The 17,386-nt window shown below is 58.9% G+C and carries 14 protein-coding genes; 7 read left to right on the forward strand and 7 right to left on the reverse strand.

The window, feature by feature from the left end:
- Positions 1-79 precede the first annotated feature (79 nt).
- Entirely contained in the window at positions 80-967 is an 888-nt protein-coding gene (locus QEV83_RS00435) for a polysaccharide pyruvyl transferase family protein (protein WP_280129356.1), read from the reverse strand.
- A 205-nt stretch (positions 968-1,172) separates the two neighbouring features.
- Positions 1,173-1,994 (reverse strand): DUF2076 domain-containing protein, encoded by an 822-nt coding sequence (locus QEV83_RS00440; RefSeq protein WP_280129357.1) that lies wholly within the window; start codon positions 1,992-1,994, stop codon positions 1,173-1,175.
- 155 nt (positions 1,995-2,149) lie between these two features.
- Here QEV83_RS00440 and QEV83_RS00445 point away from each other — a divergent pair, with 155 nt between their 5' ends.
- The 3 genes from QEV83_RS00445 to hisG all read left to right on the forward strand — a co-directional run bounded on the left by QEV83_RS00445 (position 2,150) and on the right by hisG (position 6,865).
- Positions 2,150-3,883 (forward strand): HisS family protein, encoded by a 1,734-nt coding sequence (locus tag QEV83_RS00445; RefSeq protein ID WP_280129358.1) that lies wholly within the window; start codon positions 2,150-2,152, stop codon positions 3,881-3,883.
- 880 nt (positions 3,884-4,763) lie between these two features.
- On the forward strand, positions 4,764-5,885 hold the full coding sequence (locus tag QEV83_RS00450; RefSeq protein WP_280129359.1) for an ATP phosphoribosyltransferase regulatory subunit: 1,122 nt from the start codon (positions 4,764-4,766) through the stop codon (positions 5,883-5,885).
- Entirely contained in the window at positions 5,882-6,865 is a 984-nt protein-coding gene (gene hisG / locus QEV83_RS00455) for an ATP phosphoribosyltransferase (protein ID WP_280129360.1), read from the forward strand. The genes QEV83_RS00450 and hisG overlap by 4 nt, the downstream gene beginning before the upstream one ends.
- A gap of 92 nt (positions 6,866-6,957) precedes the next feature.
- Here the strand turns inward: hisG and QEV83_RS00460 are convergent, their stop codons facing one another.
- The 4 genes from QEV83_RS00460 to QEV83_RS00475 form a co-directional block, all read right to left on the reverse strand.
- Positions 6,958-7,434 (reverse strand): MmcB family DNA repair protein, encoded by a 477-nt coding sequence (locus QEV83_RS00460; protein ID WP_280131160.1) that lies wholly within the window; start codon positions 7,432-7,434, stop codon positions 6,958-6,960.
- Positions 7,435-7,521: 87 nt separating this feature from the next.
- Positions 7,522-9,447 carry a pentapeptide repeat-containing protein gene (locus QEV83_RS00465; RefSeq protein ID WP_280129361.1) on the reverse strand — a complete coding sequence of 642 codons (1,926 nt, stop codon included), beginning with the start codon at positions 9,445-9,447 and terminating at the stop codon, positions 7,522-7,524.
- An 81-nt stretch (positions 9,448-9,528) separates the two neighbouring features.
- Complete coding sequence (locus QEV83_RS00470) at positions 9,529-10,770, reverse strand: adenosylmethionine--8-amino-7-oxononanoate transaminase (RefSeq protein ID WP_280131161.1); 1,242 nt, start codon at positions 10,768-10,770, stop codon at positions 9,529-9,531.
- A gap of 215 nt (positions 10,771-10,985) precedes the next feature.
- A complete protein-coding gene (locus tag QEV83_RS00475) occupies positions 10,986-11,204 on the reverse strand; it encodes a hypothetical protein (RefSeq protein WP_280129362.1) in 219 nt (72 codons plus the stop codon).
- A 294-nt stretch (positions 11,205-11,498) separates the two neighbouring features.
- Here QEV83_RS00475 and QEV83_RS00480 point away from each other — a divergent pair, with 294 nt between their 5' ends.
- The 4 genes from QEV83_RS00480 to QEV83_RS00495 all read left to right on the forward strand — a co-directional run bounded on the left by QEV83_RS00480 (position 11,499) and on the right by QEV83_RS00495 (position 15,556).
- Positions 11,499-11,765 carry a zinc-finger domain-containing protein gene (locus QEV83_RS00480; RefSeq protein WP_280129363.1) on the forward strand — a complete coding sequence of 89 codons (267 nt, stop codon included), beginning with the start codon at positions 11,499-11,501 and terminating at the stop codon, positions 11,763-11,765.
- Positions 11,766-11,783: 18 nt separating this feature from the next.
- Entirely contained in the window at positions 11,784-12,980 is a 1,197-nt protein-coding gene (locus QEV83_RS00485) for an FAD-dependent monooxygenase (protein WP_280129364.1), read from the forward strand.
- A gap of 360 nt (positions 12,981-13,340) precedes the next feature.
- Positions 13,341-13,799, forward strand: coding sequence for a hypothetical protein (locus QEV83_RS00490; protein WP_280129365.1), 459 nt, complete (start codon positions 13,341-13,343; stop codon positions 13,797-13,799).
- Between the two features lie 32 nt (positions 13,800-13,831).
- Positions 13,832-15,556, forward strand: a complete 1,725-nt coding sequence (locus QEV83_RS00495) for a tetratricopeptide repeat protein (RefSeq protein WP_280129366.1) — start codon at positions 13,832-13,834, stop codon at positions 15,554-15,556.
- A gap of 18 nt (positions 15,557-15,574) precedes the next feature.
- On the opposite strand, the gene QEV83_RS00500 is transcribed toward QEV83_RS00495, so the two are convergent.
- Positions 15,575-17,344 (reverse strand): c-type cytochrome, encoded by a 1,770-nt coding sequence (locus QEV83_RS00500; RefSeq protein ID WP_280129367.1) that lies wholly within the window; start codon positions 17,342-17,344, stop codon positions 15,575-15,577.
- Between the last annotated feature and the right edge of the window lie 42 nt (positions 17,345-17,386).

Raw genomic sequence — 17,386 nt, forward strand, 5'->3', positions numbered from 1 at the left:
TATGCGGCCATAAGCAAAAAATACGCTCAACCCTTGTCTCAGTCTAGCATAGTCACGTTTTAGCCTTACTCATGCAAAATCAGGCGCCGTAATTCCGGCGAAGTTGAGCGAGTTTTTCCAGCATTTTCTCGGTCGCGCTCTCGATTATTCTGTCATCGCTGAGACAAGGAGCAGTTTGGGCCAATTTCGTCAATCTGTAAGCGGATAAATGATGGATTGCTTGTTCTGTTACGCCAAAAGTCGGGATTGACTCCGCATAGCGAGCGAACCCCCTCAATTTGGGATAGCGTTCCAAAGCGATTTGCATTTCGGTTAGATTCGATGGCCATAAGCGATGCTGTTGCAGTTGAATCCCCAAAGCCTCGGTCCAATCGAACCATTTATTGCGATGGATACCATTAATCGGAAGCAAGGGGACCCATGGAATTCGCAATGCATCTGCCACAATAGCTCCGTGCATGGCCTCCGCAATCACCAAACGGGATCGCAGCAATTCAGCCAGCACATCATCGACAGGACGGCGCGGGTCAATCAAGTTTATGTTGGCTAAAGCGCAAACACGCTCCCAGCTTCCGTGACCTAAGCTTTCCCAATGCGGTATAAAGGATACGACCTCGGAGGATCTATGCCATTTGTCTGCAAGGGTGCGTATCAAAATGGCGGAATCGCCAATGGCCAACTCCGGAGAAATATTCAATAAATGAGCTGTGTGGGGGCCTCTAACAAAATAAATGTCCCAATCCGTGCAGTCAATAATCTTATGATCATAGTAGTCAGGATAATATGCAGCGCCGAATACGATCTTTTTGGCTGAGAGGTCATATTTCAACCCGATGGTCGAGCCGATTCCAATAAAAACGACCTTGCCATCATCATCGAAAAAATCAGGAAGTAATTTTGGCCACAGCCACAAATTTAACTCATCGCCGAAGTTAGGATGCTCGCCCCTGTAATAAGCAATCTTCATTACTCATCCCTGCTGTCGTTCTGTCTCGGAGGAATATGGGACTGCGGTCCATCGCTAAAGCCTCATATTTATTTAAAAGATCCCATGATTGCAGGGAAGAAACTTTTGCCGGATAGCGTCGTCATAAGAGAGTGCCAAAGCATTGGCACTCGCCATGATACTGGCGCCCTCGTCGTTGGGCCGATGGTGCTCACGCCGTTGATCGTCAGACGTCGTAACTGCCGTCGTCGCCGGAGCCATAATCGTCCGAACTATAATCCGAGGCGTCCTGGATATCGTCCTGATCCTGGTCGGCGTCCTGCTGATAGTCGGCATTCTGCTGCGCATCGTCAGCAGCATCCTGCTTCGCATCCTGCGCCGCGTCCTGCTGAGCAAGACTTTGGCCATCGCCATAATAATTGTTGACGGTGGTCTCGCCGCCCAATCCGCCGCCGAGCCCGCCACCGCCGAAACCGGTGCCGATACCCAGCGAATTGTTATGCCCGGAAAACAGGCCACGAATCGAATCGGCGAGCAGCACGCCGCCCGCGACACCCGCCGCCGTCCCCAGCGCACCGGTCAAGAAGCCACCGCCCGGACTTCCACCGCCCTGACCACTCCATGGACCTGGCGCGGCACCCGGAGGCGCGTAGCCTTGCGGAGGCTGCTGCCAGCCGCCCTGAGGCGGAGGCGGGGGTTGATTCCAACGGCCCGGAGGTGGCGGCGGAGGCGCCGATGGCCGGGGCGGGGGTGAGCCGCCGCCAAACAGCGAGCCAAGCCCGCCCAAAAATCCGCCGGAGCGCGGTGCACTGGCCGCCTGGCTTTCCAAATCCTTGACCTTGCCTTCGAGGTCCTGCAAACGATCATTCGCGGCACGCAGCGCCTGGTCCTGGACGAGAACGGTCTGCGCCAATAAATAGGGCGCGTAAGGCTGAGCCCTGGTTGCGTCTTGAATCAACGCCTCGGCTTCCTGATCGCGCGGGGCATTGGCCGCGCCGCGAATCCGGTCGAACAAACCTGTCAGCAATTGGCGTTCTTCGGGTGACATTCGATCCTCCCCTTGTGGCGGGGATTTCCCCGCGGCGCAAATATAAGGGGTTTTTGGCGCTATCCAAGGGTCATGCCAGGTGATTGCAGGCGTGGCGCTTGCCGTGGCGCTGGCCGCCCCCTAAGAACGCTCATCTCCCAAGGCTCTTTTTGACCATGAATGACAAGAACAATACCCCCCCAGTCACCCGCGCGCGTCTGCCGCGTGGTTTCGCCGACCGCGCCCCGGCGGACATCGCGGCCACCGGAAAAATGCTGGAGGCTATCAAGGAAACCTACGAACTCTATGGCTTCGAGGCCGTCGAAACGCCGCTCATCGAGTTCACCGACGCGCTTGGCAAGTTTTTGCCGGACCAAGACCGTCCCAACGAAGGCGTGTTTTCCTTCCGGGACGATGACGAAAGCTGGCTTTCGTTACGGTATGATTTGACAGCGCCGCTCGCCCGCTATGTCGCGGAAAATTTCGATCGTTTGCCAAAGCCCTATCGCAGCTATCGAGCCGGGACCGTGTTCCGCAACGAAAAGCCGGGGCCGGGGCGCTTCCGGCAATTCATGCAGTTTGATGCGGACACGGTCGGCTCGGCTTCCGTCGCGGCGGATGCCGAGATGTGCATGATGGCAGCGGATACGCTGGAGCGGCTCGGCATCAAGCGCGGCGATTACGTCATCAAGGTGAACAACCGCAAGGTTCTCGACGGCGTGATGGAGGCCATCGGCCTTGGCGGCGAGGAAAATGCGGGCCGAAGGCTCACGGTGCTGCGGGCGCTGGACAAATATGACCGGTTGGGAGTAGCGGGCGTTTGTGCGTTGCTCGGCGAGGGAAGAAGAGACGAAAGCGGTGATTTCACACGCGGAGCGAACCTCCACAATGAGCAGATTGATCCGCTTATCCGGTTGCTTGAGTTCAGTCGTATCTACGACCTAATCCAGAGAAATAAATTCGATGCTGTCGACACACACTTTCCGAATCCCTTCACCACGCCGCCGTCCGAGTGGGACACGGCTTCGTACTCTGATTCCGAGAGGATGAGAAACAAGGCTACTTCCATCCAGGGCGTGAATCCGAGCAACAAGCGATATGACGATAGTTTTGGGTTGGACGTCTTGGGCGAATTAGCGTTGCTTTTCGAAATGAACGATACCCTCGCTTCTGGAATTCGCGAGTTAGTAGAAATGGAGTGTCTGTTTCAAAGCGCTGGCTACCTGGACAATGGGGAGGGAGAACGGGACGATCGTGGAGATGGGGCGGCACGGATAATGGTCGACCCCTCCGTCGTGCGCGGCCTCGAATATTATACTGGCCCTGTGTTCGAGGCTGAACTCACCTTCGAGGTTCATGATGACGACGGTCTGCCCATTCGCTTCGGCTCGATCGGCGGTGGAGGGCGCTATGATGGACTCGTCGGGCGCTTTCGCGGCGACAATGTCCCGGCGACCGGCTTTTCGATTGGCGTTTCGCGGCTCTATTCTGCCCTGAAAGCTATCAATTCGCCGATCGTCGCAGGAGCCGCAACGCGCGGCCCGGTCGTCGTCGTCGTCCTCGACAAGGATCAGCTCGCCCGATACCAAAATTTCGTCGCAAGTCTTCGCGCGAAAAAGATCAGCGCCGAACTTTATCTCGGACAGTCCGGCATGAACGCGCAGCTGAAATATGCCGACAAGCGCTGCTCGGTGTGCGCCGTCATCCAGGGCTCGAACGAGCGCGACCAACAACCGCCGCAGGTGACGATCCGCGATCTCGTCCTCGGCGCCGAACTCGCCGCCTCCACCAAGGACCGCGCCGGCTATCTCGAACTGCGCGCCAAAGCCCAGTTCAGCGTCCCCGAAGATCAGCTTGTGAAATCAGTCCAAGAAGTCCTCGCGCGGCACGGCGCGGCATCCGAATCTTGAGTAATATTTTTTGAGCATATATTCTTTTCACGGCCCGGACATGCGCTTCCCTTATCCACTTTTCCCAGCTGAGTTTGAGATACCCGACGAGTGGTGGACTGAGGCCGGGATGGAGGGCTTCATGCCAACAAATCAGGCTTATCGCGCAACCGCTGGCGCAACTCTGATCCGGCTATGCGATATCGAGCCTCCCTTTCGATCTCTTACGTGTCCGTTGGACTTTCACGGCTTGGGTCGCGAGCGCCTAATCCGCATCCTAAAGGGTATCGTAGCCGACGACGAAATCGAGCCCGTTGCGGTCCTCATCTTGCCACCCCTCCCGGAAATATCGAAACCTCCGTTCAAATATCGAGTTTTGGACGGCTGGCATCGTTTCTATGCTTCAGTCGCCGCAGGCTTTAAGTATTTGCCCGTGTCTGCACGCGGGTGCTGGCAATGAACCGGTTAGTCCCGCGATAACTTCTCAATCTCCTGCTCGCGTCGCAGCGCGCGCATAGATCCTCTTTTAGGAATTTTTGTCTTCGTCATTCGCAAGCCGCACGTGCGACTCGATCTGCACAGCATCCCCTCGATCGCGGTGTGCAGCCGCTGTATAATGACTTGCGAAACTTGCTCAAATCTTGCCAACCCTCTCTGATCCATAAGCTAAAGGCCAAAAAGACTCGATTTCCGCACCATTCCACGCGACGTAAGCCGCCACGCGTAAGAGGCCTTGTAAGGTTTCCCGCCCCAATCGTACCAAAACGTTTCACGTGAAACGTTTTGGTACGATTTCGCCCCGGAATCGGACAAACTTTCCGGGCCTTTCGGCAAAACCTGTCGCGCCGCAGGCTCGCCCTTGCTATGAGAAGCCCCCTTACCGGAGTTTTCGAGGCGAATTTTGTCTTTTGTCGATCCCCGCGCGGAAGCGGTCATCGCCCATCTCACCGGGGCGGGATACCCGCGTGTTGAGCCGCCCATCCTGCAACCGGCCTCGATTTTTTTCGATTCCGGCGAGGATTTGCGCGCCCAGCTTTACCTCACCAGCGATCTCTCCGGCGCCGACTATTGCCTGCGCCCCGAATATACGATTCCGGTCTTGGCCGCCTATCTCGCCAGCCCCTCCGCCGGGCAACGCGCCGCCTTTTGCTATTGCGGGCCGGTGTTCCGCTTTCGCCCCGGTGAGACAAGCGAATCGACGCAAGCAGGCGTTGAGAATTTCGGCCGCCCCGACATCGAAGCGGCGGACGCGGAAATTCTTGCCCTTGCCCTTGATGCGGCCGCCGCCGCGACGCCAAAGTCCATGCTCCCGTCGAGCCTGACTGTCCGGATTGGCGATGCCGGGCTGTTCTCAAAGCTGCTCGAAGCCCTCGACTTGCCGCCCCAATGGCGCCGCCGTATCGCACGCGGCCATTCTCAGGGCAAAACCCTCGACGAGATTTTGAGCTTGGGGGTGAACGGCACCGATCATTCCGGAGTCCTCGGCGTGCTCGAAGGCGCCGACAAGCAGGGTGCCCGTGCGCTCGTCGAGGATCTTTTGTCCATCGCCGGCATCGCCCCGGCGGGCGGCCGCACCCCCGCTGAGATCGCCGATCGCTTCCTGGAGCAAGCGGCGCTCAAGGCAGGTTCCGGATTCTCCCAGGAGAAGCGCGCGGTCATCGAAGAATTTTTGAGTGTCGAGGGCGACCCTCGCAACGCATCCATAAAGCTCCGCGCGCTCGCTGCCCGCGCAAAGCTCGATCTGTCCGCCGTCCTCGACAGTTTCGATACCAGGCTCGGCTTGATCGCGGGGCAGGGGCGCGATCCCGCAAAACTCCAATTCAGCGCCCGTTTCACCCGCAATCTCGACTATTACACCGGCTTCGTTTTCGAGGCTTTTGCGCCCGGCGCCGCGGAGTTGCCCGCGGTCGGCGGCGGCCGCTACGATGGGCTCCCCCACGCGCTTGGCGCAAAGACCCAGATTCCGGCGATCGGCGCGGCGATCTGGATCGACCGTTTGGGCGAGAGCGGGGGGCAGCCATGAGTTTGCCTCTCGTCCTTGCTGTTCCCTCGAAAGGGCGGCTGCAGGAAAACGCCGCGGCGTTTTTCGCGCGCGCCGGGCTCGATATCGCGCAAGGGCGCGGCGCCCGCGATTACCGTGGGCGGCTGGCCGGTCTGGAGAATGTCGAGATCGCCTTTCTCTCGGCCGCCGATATCGTCGCGCAACTGGCGTCCGGCCATGCGCATCTGGGGGTGACCGGCGAGGATCTCATCCGCGAAACCCTAGCGGACGCCGAATCGAAAGTCGAACTTCTGGCGCCGCTTGGTTTTGGCCAGGCGCATGTGGTGGTCGCCGTGCCGCGCGCCTGGATCGACGTCAAAACCATGGCGGATCTGGAGGATGTCGCGGCGGCATTCCGGGCACGCCGCGGCGAGCGGATGCGGGTTGCCACCAAATATGTGAATCTCACTCGCCGCTTTTTTGCTGAGCGGCATGTCAGCGATTACCGCATCGTGGAGAGCCTTGGCGCGACGGAAGGCGCTCCGGCGGCAGGCCAGGCCGAGCTTATCGTCGATATTACAACGACGGGTGCCACACTCGCCGCCAACTCCCTGAAAATTCTCGACGATGGCACGATTTTGCGCTCGCAGGCCAACCTTACCGCTTCGCTGCGCGCCGATTGGAGTTTTGCGCAACGCGAACTGGCGCGAGTCATTCTTTCGAGGATCGCGGCGGAGGAGGAGGCACGCACCACGCGAGAAGTCTCGGCCGTGCTTTCGGACGTCACGGAGCCGGTGATCGCGCAAGCCAAGGCAGGGTTCGCCGCCCGGATACGGTTTCACGGAAGCGACGGCCGCTTGACCCTGAATTGCCCGAAGGACAAAGCCGCACCATTGGCCGATTGGCTAATCGCGCAAGGCGCCACCCATGTCTGCGTCGCCGCGCAAGATTATGTATTTTCGGCCAAAAACCCGCTTTTCGAAAAGCTGATCGCCAGGCTGCCCGATCTGCAAAAATCTTAAATCAATTTCTTAAATGTAATACATTAAATGTATTATAACTCAATGATAATACGTATTTTATTGAATTAACTTAATGTAATAGATTAGACATATCATCCGCCGCGCGAGATGATCTCAGGGTCGCTCAGACGGTGCAGGCGATTCGCCGCCGCATGGGCAAAACGCATCAGCATAGCCCGGCGTGTCGCAGAGGCCATTCGATGCTCTGGGGCTTCGCGTAAAATTTCCGCGCCATAGGCATCGGCCAAGATAAGCCCAGTGTCCTGAGGCATGATTTCGCTCGGCACGGTCTCGGGAATTGCGAAGAACAACCGGTCACAATGGGCGCGATAATGTTGCCATTTGCAGTCGCCCCGGAAATCCGCGATGGAGGATTTGATCTCGACGATCAGAATCGTGCCGTCCGGTGCCAGCGCGACAATGTCCGCCCGCCGTCCCGAGAGCAGGGGCAGTTCGGCGACGGTCGAAAAATCGAGCTTCCGAAACATCCGCCGGGTGCCGCGCGCAATCAAAAGCGCCGTCTCGGACTGGCGGCCATCTTGAAGCGCGGGGGATTTGAGTAGCGGCATGGCACGGTGAAACGCAAACGAAGTCCGGGACATTTATAGAACATTCCCACGCTTGCGCCAGCCTTGCGAGCCGCGCCTGAGGGATGCCTATTTACGGTCATCGAGGCGTGTTTCCTTGGCCAATTGTTTCAATGCGGCTTTGTCAGCTTCATTGAGGGCCGCGGAGGCTGGGCAGTCTGCGCTGAGGATCGCTTCGACCAGACGGGGAGCCTCGGCACCCGTATCCTGGATACGGCCGTAGGTCATGAGACCCCGTAAGACGTAAGGTGCGTCGGCGTCGCCGGAGCAGGCAAGTGCCTTTAGCTCTTTAAAGAGTGCCTGTTTATAGCCGGCTGGATCGAGCGATGCAGCGGCTTCAAAATTTTTGCGCCAATCCGGAACTTCGGCGCCATGCTGGAACACTCCTGCCGGATCAAGAATGTCCACGCGGCTTAGCATGTCATCGCGGCTGTCTCCGGCGGCGACTTCTCTTTCGATCGTGCTCTTCAATTTCTGAAACGCCTCGCTGGTCCAGGGGGTGGTCTCCTTCGCCTGAGGGGTGAGCTTCCAGGATGGTGACCACGTCATTCCCTTTGCCGAGATCGCATCCGCCGATTTGATGTTGAGTCCGGCGCGCCAGAGAAATGCACCCTCGAGTTTCGATCCTTGAAGTTGCGCGCCTTCGAGTTCCGCGCCCTGCAGCTGCACGCCATTCAGTCCCGCACCCTGGAGCTGCGCAGCTTTAAGCGATGCGCTTTTGAGATCGGCATTGAGCGCCCATGCTCCTTGAAGCGCCGCACCCGTGAGATCGGCGCCTTCAAGTTGGGCGCTGTCGAGTGAGGCGCCCTGAAGTTTCGCCTGGCTGAGCGTCGCACCATTCAGGTTTGCATTATAAAATTGCGCACCTTGCAGCTTCGCTTGCAGGAGCGAGGCGCCTTGCAAATGTGCGTTCTCGAGATTGATCTTACGCAAATCGGCGCCCTCGAAAATCGCGCCTTCGAAATGCCCGTCCTTCCTTGTGAACGAATATTCGAACGGACCCAGCCTAGACTCGTCGATCTTCGCGGCGACAAGCGCGTTAAAACCAGGAAGAACGAGTGTATTGGAAAACAGACTCGTACGGCTTTGCTTCTTTCGGTCGTATGAGCCATTGAACAACAAATCATGGACAGAAGTCCATTCCACACGATCCCGGGTCTTTGGTGGCACATCCTCATCTTTCTGAACGAGCAGCGCCGCTATGAAGGGAGGAATCGTCTGCCGTTTGCCAGCCCATTCCTCCATACTTTCGCCGGGAAAGGTCGCCGCCGTCAAGGAAAGGCCAATCGCGGCACACCCCCCGAGGACGAGCCATGTCTGACGCCATCGGGCCGGCCGATCAAATTCGCGTCCGCCGTCCACCACGGAGGGCCACAGCGTCCACAGAAGAACCACGTCAAGGGCAATGAAACCCCGATGCAGCCAGGTGATGGCCTCGGAATGAAACGGCAAAAATTGCACTTGGATCAGCAGCAAAAGAAAAATCGGGCCAATGACGAGAGATATCCAGGCGATTCTCTTGGAAAGAAACCCCAGCGTCCCCAACCGCAGATGCGCCGGTCCCGCGAGGATCTGGACAAAAATATTGCTCGGCAATTGCCACCGCAAATATTCCTTTGTTTGCTCCGCATCACCAAGCTGCGTGTGCAGCTCCTTGTTGTAGATGCCAACCTTCGCGGCCAGCATCACAAAATGCACCAGCGTATAGGCATGCGACACGATGAAAACGATCGGCGCCAGGACAAAAAAGGCGACGAGCGGCAAGGGCACGTCACTCACGAAGGGCAGCTTGACCGGATTTTCCAGGAAAAGATCTTTATGCGTCACCGCGCCGGCCGCGATCGCGATGTAAACCAAGACGAAGAGATAACTCAACCACAGCCCCGTGGTGACAGAGGCGGCCTCGCCGACGCTGCCGCGCGCCGCTTCGAGATCGTGCGCCTGTTCGACGAATTTTTCGCTTCGGTCAGCGGCTGCGGTTTCTTCTTCGGACATTTGTCTCCCCTTAGGACCATATTGGCACAAGGCGGGCGCGCACGCTAAGAGCCTTTTTCCGAAGGGATCTTGAAAAGGGTTTTAAAGCCGGGTCCATTCTTCCAGCACCGAGACGACGGCGCTGGTGAGGCGATGGAGATCGTCCTCGTCGATGGTAAAAGCAGGCGTCAGATAAACGATATTGCGGAACGGCCGCACAAAAACCCCTGCCTCGACAAAGCGGCGTTTTAGCCCGCCGAGATCGTCGATGCGGTCGAGTTCCACGACGCCGATCGCGCCCTTCACCCGCACATCGCGCACATGCGGACATGCGCGGGCCGGTTCGAGCTCTCGTGCGAGTACAGATTCAATGGCCGCGACCTGCGCAAGGCGCGGCTCGGTTTCAAAAAGATCGAGCGAAGCATTGGCGGCGGCGCAGGCGAGCGGATTGGCCATGAAGGTCGGGCCATGCATCAGCGCATGAGCGGGCTCGTCCGACAAAAACGCCTCGAACACCGTGTTGGTGGCGATGGTCGCCCCGAATCCCATCGTGCCGCCGGTGAGCGCCTTTGATAAAGTGATGATGTCTGGGGTGACTCCCGCCGCCTCACAGGCGAACATCGTTCCGGTGCGGCCAAAGCCGGTAAACACCTCATCGAAAATCAACAGCAGGCCATGCCGGTCCGCCGCCGCCCGCAAATGCTGGAGCACTTGCGCATCATGAAACAGCATGCCGCCCGCGCCTTGCACCAAGGGCTCGACGATGATGCCGGCAATATTCTCCGCGTGGCGTTCGAGCAGCGCATCGAAGGCCTGCGCTTGATCCGCGCCAAAGGGCAGATCCGCGATGAACTGTTGCGGCAAGACTTTCGCAAAAAGCCCGTGCATCCCTTCCTCGGGATCGCAGACCGACATGGCTGCAAATGTATCGCCATGATAGCCGCCTCGGAATGCCACAAAGCGGCTTCGCTCTCCCAAACCCTGATTGAGCCAGAATTGCACCGCCATCTTCATGGCGACCTCAACCGCGACCGAACCGCTGTCGGAGAAAAAGACCCGGTCTAGCCCCTCCGGGAGCAGTGCAGTGAGACGCCGCGCCAGGGTGAGCGCTCCCTCATGCACCAAACCGCCGAACATGATATGAGGCATTTGTGCGAGCTGCCCGGCGACCGCGGCGCAAATATGGGGATGATTATAGCCGTGACAGGCGGTCCACCAGCTCGCGATCCCGTCGATCAGCTCGCGGCCATCGGTGAGAACAATCCGGCTTCCCTGCGTACTCGCCACGGCAAGCGGATCATGTGCCGCCTTCATCTGTGTGTAGGGCAGCCAAATATGCCGCATGCCGGAGGCAAGCCAATCCGGCGTTCCATTCGTCACCCAGCTACCCTCCGGACGGTCTTGGCGCGGTTGCACGCGCCATGCTCCCCGGTTCTTTCATTTTTCTAGGACTGTGAAAACTGAAAACCCGTGATGGGGGAGGAAGAAGCAGATACGCCGGAGAGCGGTTTCGCAGATGGCGTGGCGCACCAGACGCGCCACGCCGGTCTCCTTATGGATTAGCCGAAGTGTATGCCGCCGAGTGTGTAGAGCCCGGTGAGAACAACGAAAAAGCCCGCGACAACCGCAATCATTCCGGCACGGCCATAGAGGCGGCCAGTAAAAAACGCCGCCGCACCGAAAATAATGATCATTGCCACAAGAATGACAAGGCTAGGTCCGGTGCCTTCAAGTGTATCAATCGTTCCCTGGGCGGCTGGAAGAACTGTTGCCATCATAACTCTCCCTAATTTTGTTGATCCTCATGATGACCAGCACGTTTTCACACGAAGAGAGCTCGTGAATCTCAAGATATGAACGTGATATATACTGGACACTACAAGGGTATTTCGAAACTATGACGGCAACCGCATCGCGGCTTGATCTGGATCAAAACATGGGCTGGGACGCCGATGGCGTATTGACGCAGTTCGTCCAAATGGCGTGGGGTTTTTGCCTGAGGCGGAAGGACTATCCAATCTCCCGCCATTCGCTTATGGTGCGGCGCGTTCAGTTCGATCCAGGATGAGACAATGGCCACGCATACCACGCCGCATTTCCACAATCAGCCAGGCGTTCCACAAGTGCGGGTCGGCGCCAAGGAATTCATGTGCGTCGGCGCGCTGCCGCCTTTCGACCATCCGCATATTTTCATCGACATGGGGGAGGACAATGACGCGATCTGCCCCTATTGCTCGACGCATTACGCCTATGACGCGACGCTGCATGGGGGCTGCGTGCCGCCCGATTGTGTGTTCGATCCGGGCGGCCACGCCGGGGATGAGCTGGCGCGGGGCTAAGCCGCCGCCATCCCCCAAATGAGTCCGCCGCATGCGGTGATCGCCGGGGCTGGCATCGGCGGGCTTTGTTCGGCCCTGTGCCTCGCGCGCGCCGGCTGGCGAGTCAGCCTTTACGAAAAAGCCAAAATTCTCGAAGAGAGTGGGGCGGGACTGCAGCTTTCGCCCAACGCCTGCGCGGTGTTGCGCAAGCTCGGCGTCCTGGAACGGCTGACGCCTTTCGCGCTCGCGCCGCAAGCCATAAGAATACGCCGCGCGCGGGACGGCGCCACCCTCGCTCTGATGCCGCTCAACGATGCGGAAGCGCGCTGGGGGGCTCCCTATCTCGTCGTGCATCGCGCCGATCTGCAGCGCGCGCTCCTGGACGCGGTGGCACATGAAGGCCGCATCAGCCTGCAAACGGATGCTGCCGTCACGGGCTTTGCTTACGGCAGTGACGGCGTCGCGGTCGCGATTTCGCGAGGCGCCAGCCGGCTGGAGGCAACAGGCGATTGCCTGATCGGCGCCGACGGGCTGCGATCTTTCGTCCGGCAGAAGCTTAGTCCCGATGACTTAAACTTTTCCGGGCGGACGGCGTGGCGCGCTGTCGTCGAGGCCGACCGCGTTCCGGCCGCGATGCGCAGCGAGGAAACAACGCTTTGGCTCGGGCGCAAGGCGCATCTCGTCCATTACCCTTTGCGGCAAGGCACAATCATCAATGTGGTCGCAATCGTCGACGAGGATTTCCAGCCAGATACCGACAATTTTTGGTCGAGCCACGGCGCGTCAAAATTTCTTGAAGCGCGTTTTTCGCGGTGGGACAAAAGCGCGAGGGATTTGCTGAGTGCCGCTCCAGAATGGCGCAAATGGCCGCTTGCCGATCGCGCTCCGGCGGCGCGCTTGGTCTCCGGCCGCGTCGCGCTGCTTGGCGACGCGGCGCATCCGATGCTGCCATTTCTCGCCCAGGGCGCCGCGCAAGCCATCGAGGATGCGGGCGTTTTGGCCGAGGTTTTGGCGCGGGGCCAGGACGTCGAAGCGAGCTTTCGCGCCTATCAAGAGATCCGTCTGCCCCGCGTCACGCGCGTGCAAAAAGAATCGCGCCGACAGGCCGTGATCTACCATCTTGGCGGCCCCGCCGCTTTTTTGCGCGATGCCGCGATGCGGGCGCTCGGCGGCGAGACCATGCTCGCGCGTTACGACTGGCTCTATCGGGTGCGTGAGAGCCCCGGCCAGAAATGATCAATCGTACCAAAACGTTTCACGTGAAACACTTTGGTACGATTGCTGGATAAAATCTTACAGGGCACAGGACGGCGGCTTCTCTTCGGACTTGTACGATTGGCTTTTGCGCATGTCCGATTAGTATTCCGGTGGGGCCGCCATTCATCGAATGGTGGTAGCCTCCGTCCTTTGAGGATGAGAAACTTTGGCGCCCGAGCGAGAGGAAATCTCGCGTTCTTTACGGGGCCAATCCTTTCCCCAACACTTTCTATCGTGAGATGAAAGGCGGATTGGGATATTATCAGAAACAGTTTTACGCTGTTATCAGACGACGTTTCGTAATATGAACTGCACAGAGTCTCATTTAGGAGCAAGACTGTGACTGATCCCGCGACAATTGGAACGTTAGTCGCCACGTCGCTCTCTATAGCTGCTGACGAAACGATTAAGGGAGTCGTCAGCGAAGCGGCCAAGGACGCCTACAGGGCGCTCAAGGAAAAGGTAGCACATTGGGTGGGAGGCGATGTCGAAGCGCTTGAAAAGGCGCCCGCCTCGGTAAACCGTCGGGCGCTCATCGCGGAAGCTGTTGACGGCCAGCCTATCAACGAGCGAGCGATGGTTAAAACGCTCGCCGCCGTTTTAGTGGCGGCTTTGAAAAGCCGCCATGACGGCCCCATCGGTCTCGATATTGGGAAGCTTAATGCCCTCTCGGTGCAGCTCGACGCGATCAATGTCACCGAGGGAACCGGCGTCCACATTGATGAAGTGATTACACTCGGCGAATTCAGGGCAGGGCCAATCAACGTCGGGCCGTCGCCGGGAAAAACGGACCGGTAGCGGGCACTTCCCCGGCCGCTGCTCTGATCGGGGTGAACTTTGCGGATGGCGCAAATATCGGCGGCGACCTCAATGTAACTTTGGGCAATTCGGCCGACGAAATCGTTGCGAAAGTTGTCGCGGCTCTCGATCAGCGCGGGGATTCTGCGAAGGCCGTTCAAGCTGGTCTCGAGAGGGAGACAATTTTCCATCTGGCGCGGTGTATCAGGCCCGAAGTTATCGGCTTTGAGCAAGCGGTTAAAGAGTTGGAGAATGCAGTTGCCACAGCTCTCGACGTTATTGCCAAGGGTGAGCGCGGGTCAAATCAGGAGACTTTTGTCGAAGACATATTGAAACGGCTTGCAGAAACGACCAAGAAGGGCGATTTCGACGCTGGCGCCAAAACCGTGGACGACGGCATTGCCGTACTCGACCAGCAGGCGGACGCCCTCCGGAGATCGCGGGAAACTCTTCTAGAAGCAGGCGTCGAGCAGGACCTACTTCGCCGCGATCCAGCCGCCGTGGCGCGGCGGATAGAGGCGATCGCGGCCATGAATAGGACAGGGGGAAATCCGGCTTGGTCACAAACATACAGGAAGCGTTGGATCGCCTTTTATGCCGAGGGCGAGGAGAAAGGCATTAATCTTTCGCTTGAGGTCGCAATCGTGATGGCGACGCGGATGTTGGAATCGGCGGACAATGCAGATCGACGTGGAATCGCTCTCATTTTCTTGGGAACTGCGCTCGCGTGTCTTGGTGAGCGAGAAAGTGGAACGATACGGCTGGAAAAGGCGGTTATCAGCTATCGAGAAGCCTTACAAATTATAAATCGTGATAGTAATCCCCGTCAATGGGCCATAACCCAGAACCATCTCGGCGGTGCGCTCTTAGCTCTTGGCGAAAGGGAAAGAGGGACGACGCAGTTCGCCGCGGAAGCCATCTTCGTCTATCATCAAGCCTTGGAAGTGTGTACCCGCGAGCAAATGCCAATCGACTGGGCCGAGACAAAGATGGACCTCGGCACTGCATTTCATGCCCTCGGCACAGCACTTCATGCTCAGGGGGCGGGAGAGAGTGGGAGGGCGCGGCTCAAGGAGGCGATCGCCGCCTTCCACGACGCCTTGCTGGTGAATGTCCGCATAGAGCGGCCACTCGAGTGGGCCACGACAATGATGAATCTTGGCAATACGCTCGCGAGGCTAGGCGAATGGGAAGGCGATACGGCCTGGCTGGAACAGGCCATCGCTGCCTTTCGAGAAGCTTTGGAGGAAAATACTCGTGAACGCGTGCCGCTTGCGTGGTGCAAGATCAAGATAAATCTTGGAATTGCCCTTGCAGCACTTGGCAGGCAGGAGCCTGGCATCGCGCGCTTCCAAGAGGCCGTTTCTTCATATCATGAGGCGCTACAGATATTGATCCGTGAGCAGACGCCGCTCCTTTGGGCCGTGGCCAAGAATAATCTCGGCCTCGCACTTGCGATGCTTGGTGTGCGCGAGAGTTGCATGACGCGCCTGGTGGAAGCCATCGCCGCCTATCGGGAAGCCTTGGAAGAAAATACACGTGTGCGAGTGCCATTTTTGTGGGCGCAAACGCAGGAAAACCTAGCCTCGGTTTACCTCGCGCATTTCCACGATGTCTGCCAGACTTGCCAGCTCGACGCTGCGCTTGAAGCTGTCAATGGTGCCTTGGAAGAATATCGCAGGGCCGAGTCGCAATTCTACATTAAAAAAGCCGAGGGGCTGCGCGAAGTAATCCTCGGGGCGAAGAGCAATTTATAGCTCACGCCTCGTTCATCCTTACTTTTCTACGCCGACTTGATGCCCCACCGCCCAGACATAGGCGGCGAGCGCGTTTATCTCGTCCTGGGAAAGTTCGACACCTCCCATCGGCGGCATGGCACCGGAAAAGGTTTTCGGTTCCGGGACGCCGTTCCTGATTGTCTGGGCGATCGCTGGCAGGCTGCCATCGCCCCAGAGCCAGGTGCCGGTCGTCAGATCCGGCCCGACTGGCGTGCCCTTGGCGTCCAAACCGTGGCATCCGGCGCAGGTGGCGCCGCCGATTTCACCGTGGAAAATACGATCGCCGAGGGCGACGTCCTCCTTTGTCGCGCCCAGCGGTACGGTGAAGGGCGCGACGACATTGCCAGCCTCAGGATGGATACCTTCCGGCGGCAGCGACTCTGCTGAATTTTGCGGTTGGGAGGCGGGCGAAGGGGCGGACTCGATCTCTGTCACGCCCGCGCTGCCATTGTAAGTGATGCGCCAGATGCGCCCACGTATATCGTCCGACACATAAAGGGCACCGTCCGGCCCGATGGCGAGGCCTGTCGGCCGGAACGCCGCGCGGCTGGGGTCCTTGACGGCGCCCGCAAAACCGTCGGCGAAGACCACAAAGGGGCCGGAGGCTTTTCCATCGGATAGCGGTTGGAACACGACATTGTAGCCGCCCTGCGGCCCTGGCGCGCGGTTCCAGGATCCGTGGAAGGCGATGAAGGCGCCGCCGCGATAGGGAGCCGGAAATTGGGCCTTGGTGTAGATTTTCATATCGTTGGGCGCCCAATGGGCGGGGAAGGCTGCAACGGGCGGCCGCTTTTGTCCGCAAATCCCGATTTTGCGGCCACCATCGCCGCCATATTCGGGAGCAAGCACGAGCTTTTGCTGGGCATCGTCGAAGTAGCACTCGGGCCAGCCGAAATCGGCGCCGCGTTCAAGTTGCACCAGCTCTTCGGCGGGAAGATTTTGACCCTGTTCCGGCGTGTAAAGCTGCGGCCAATCCTCAAAAAGCTGATCGCGGCCGTGCTGGGTGGCATAGATGCGGCCTGCGGAGTCGAAGGAAATCCCCTCGCCATTGCGCAACCCGGTCACGAAACGCTCTTTTGGCGAGAAAACCTGTCCCGTCATGTTGGCATCGTAGCGCCAGATGCCGCCGCGCGTTTTGAGCTCCTCGCACGGTTGCGATCCCGGCGCCCGCGGCATCCGGTTCTTTGCCTGGCAAGCGTTTGTCGCGGAACCAAAATCGACGAAAAGACCGCCCGCCTCATCGATGGCGAAGGGATGCATGGGATGATCGCCGGTGAGCGGCAGGCCGGAGACGATGGTTTCGGGCTTGCCCTTGGGTATGAGCTCATCTTCAGCCAAGGGATAGCGGACGATGCGGTCGTTGATCTCGGCGAAGAGCCCGCCGTTGTAGAGGCCGATGCCGGTGCCGCCGTGGCCGCCCGCCGCGACGTTCTCGCCGAAGCGGGCGATCACATCGGCATGCCCGTCGCCCTTGGTGTCCTTGAGCGCGACCAGAAAGCCGCCGGGCGGCGGTTTATCGTTGTGATAATAGATACCGCTCCAGGTGTTGACGTAGACGGTGCCGTTGGGCGCAACGGCAAGTTGGCGGGCATGGCCGAGATTGTCGGCGAAGACGGTGGCGCAGAAACCGCGTGGCAGGGTGAAGCCGCTGGCTTCGCCCCCGCAGCCGCCGGGCTGCTCTTGCGCAAGTGAGGAGGTAAGCGGTAAGGCGCCGATCGCGAAAGTTGCCGCAGCCGTCCAACTGCGCCGCATCTTGCGTTGATTCATGAGAAACACTTGCTCATTCGCGGCCATGCGGGCAGGTAATGC

Source organism: Methylocapsa sp. D3K7, from assembly GCF_029855125.1.
In the GTDB taxonomy this organism is placed as follows: domain Bacteria; phylum Pseudomonadota; class Alphaproteobacteria; order Rhizobiales; family Beijerinckiaceae; genus Methylocapsa.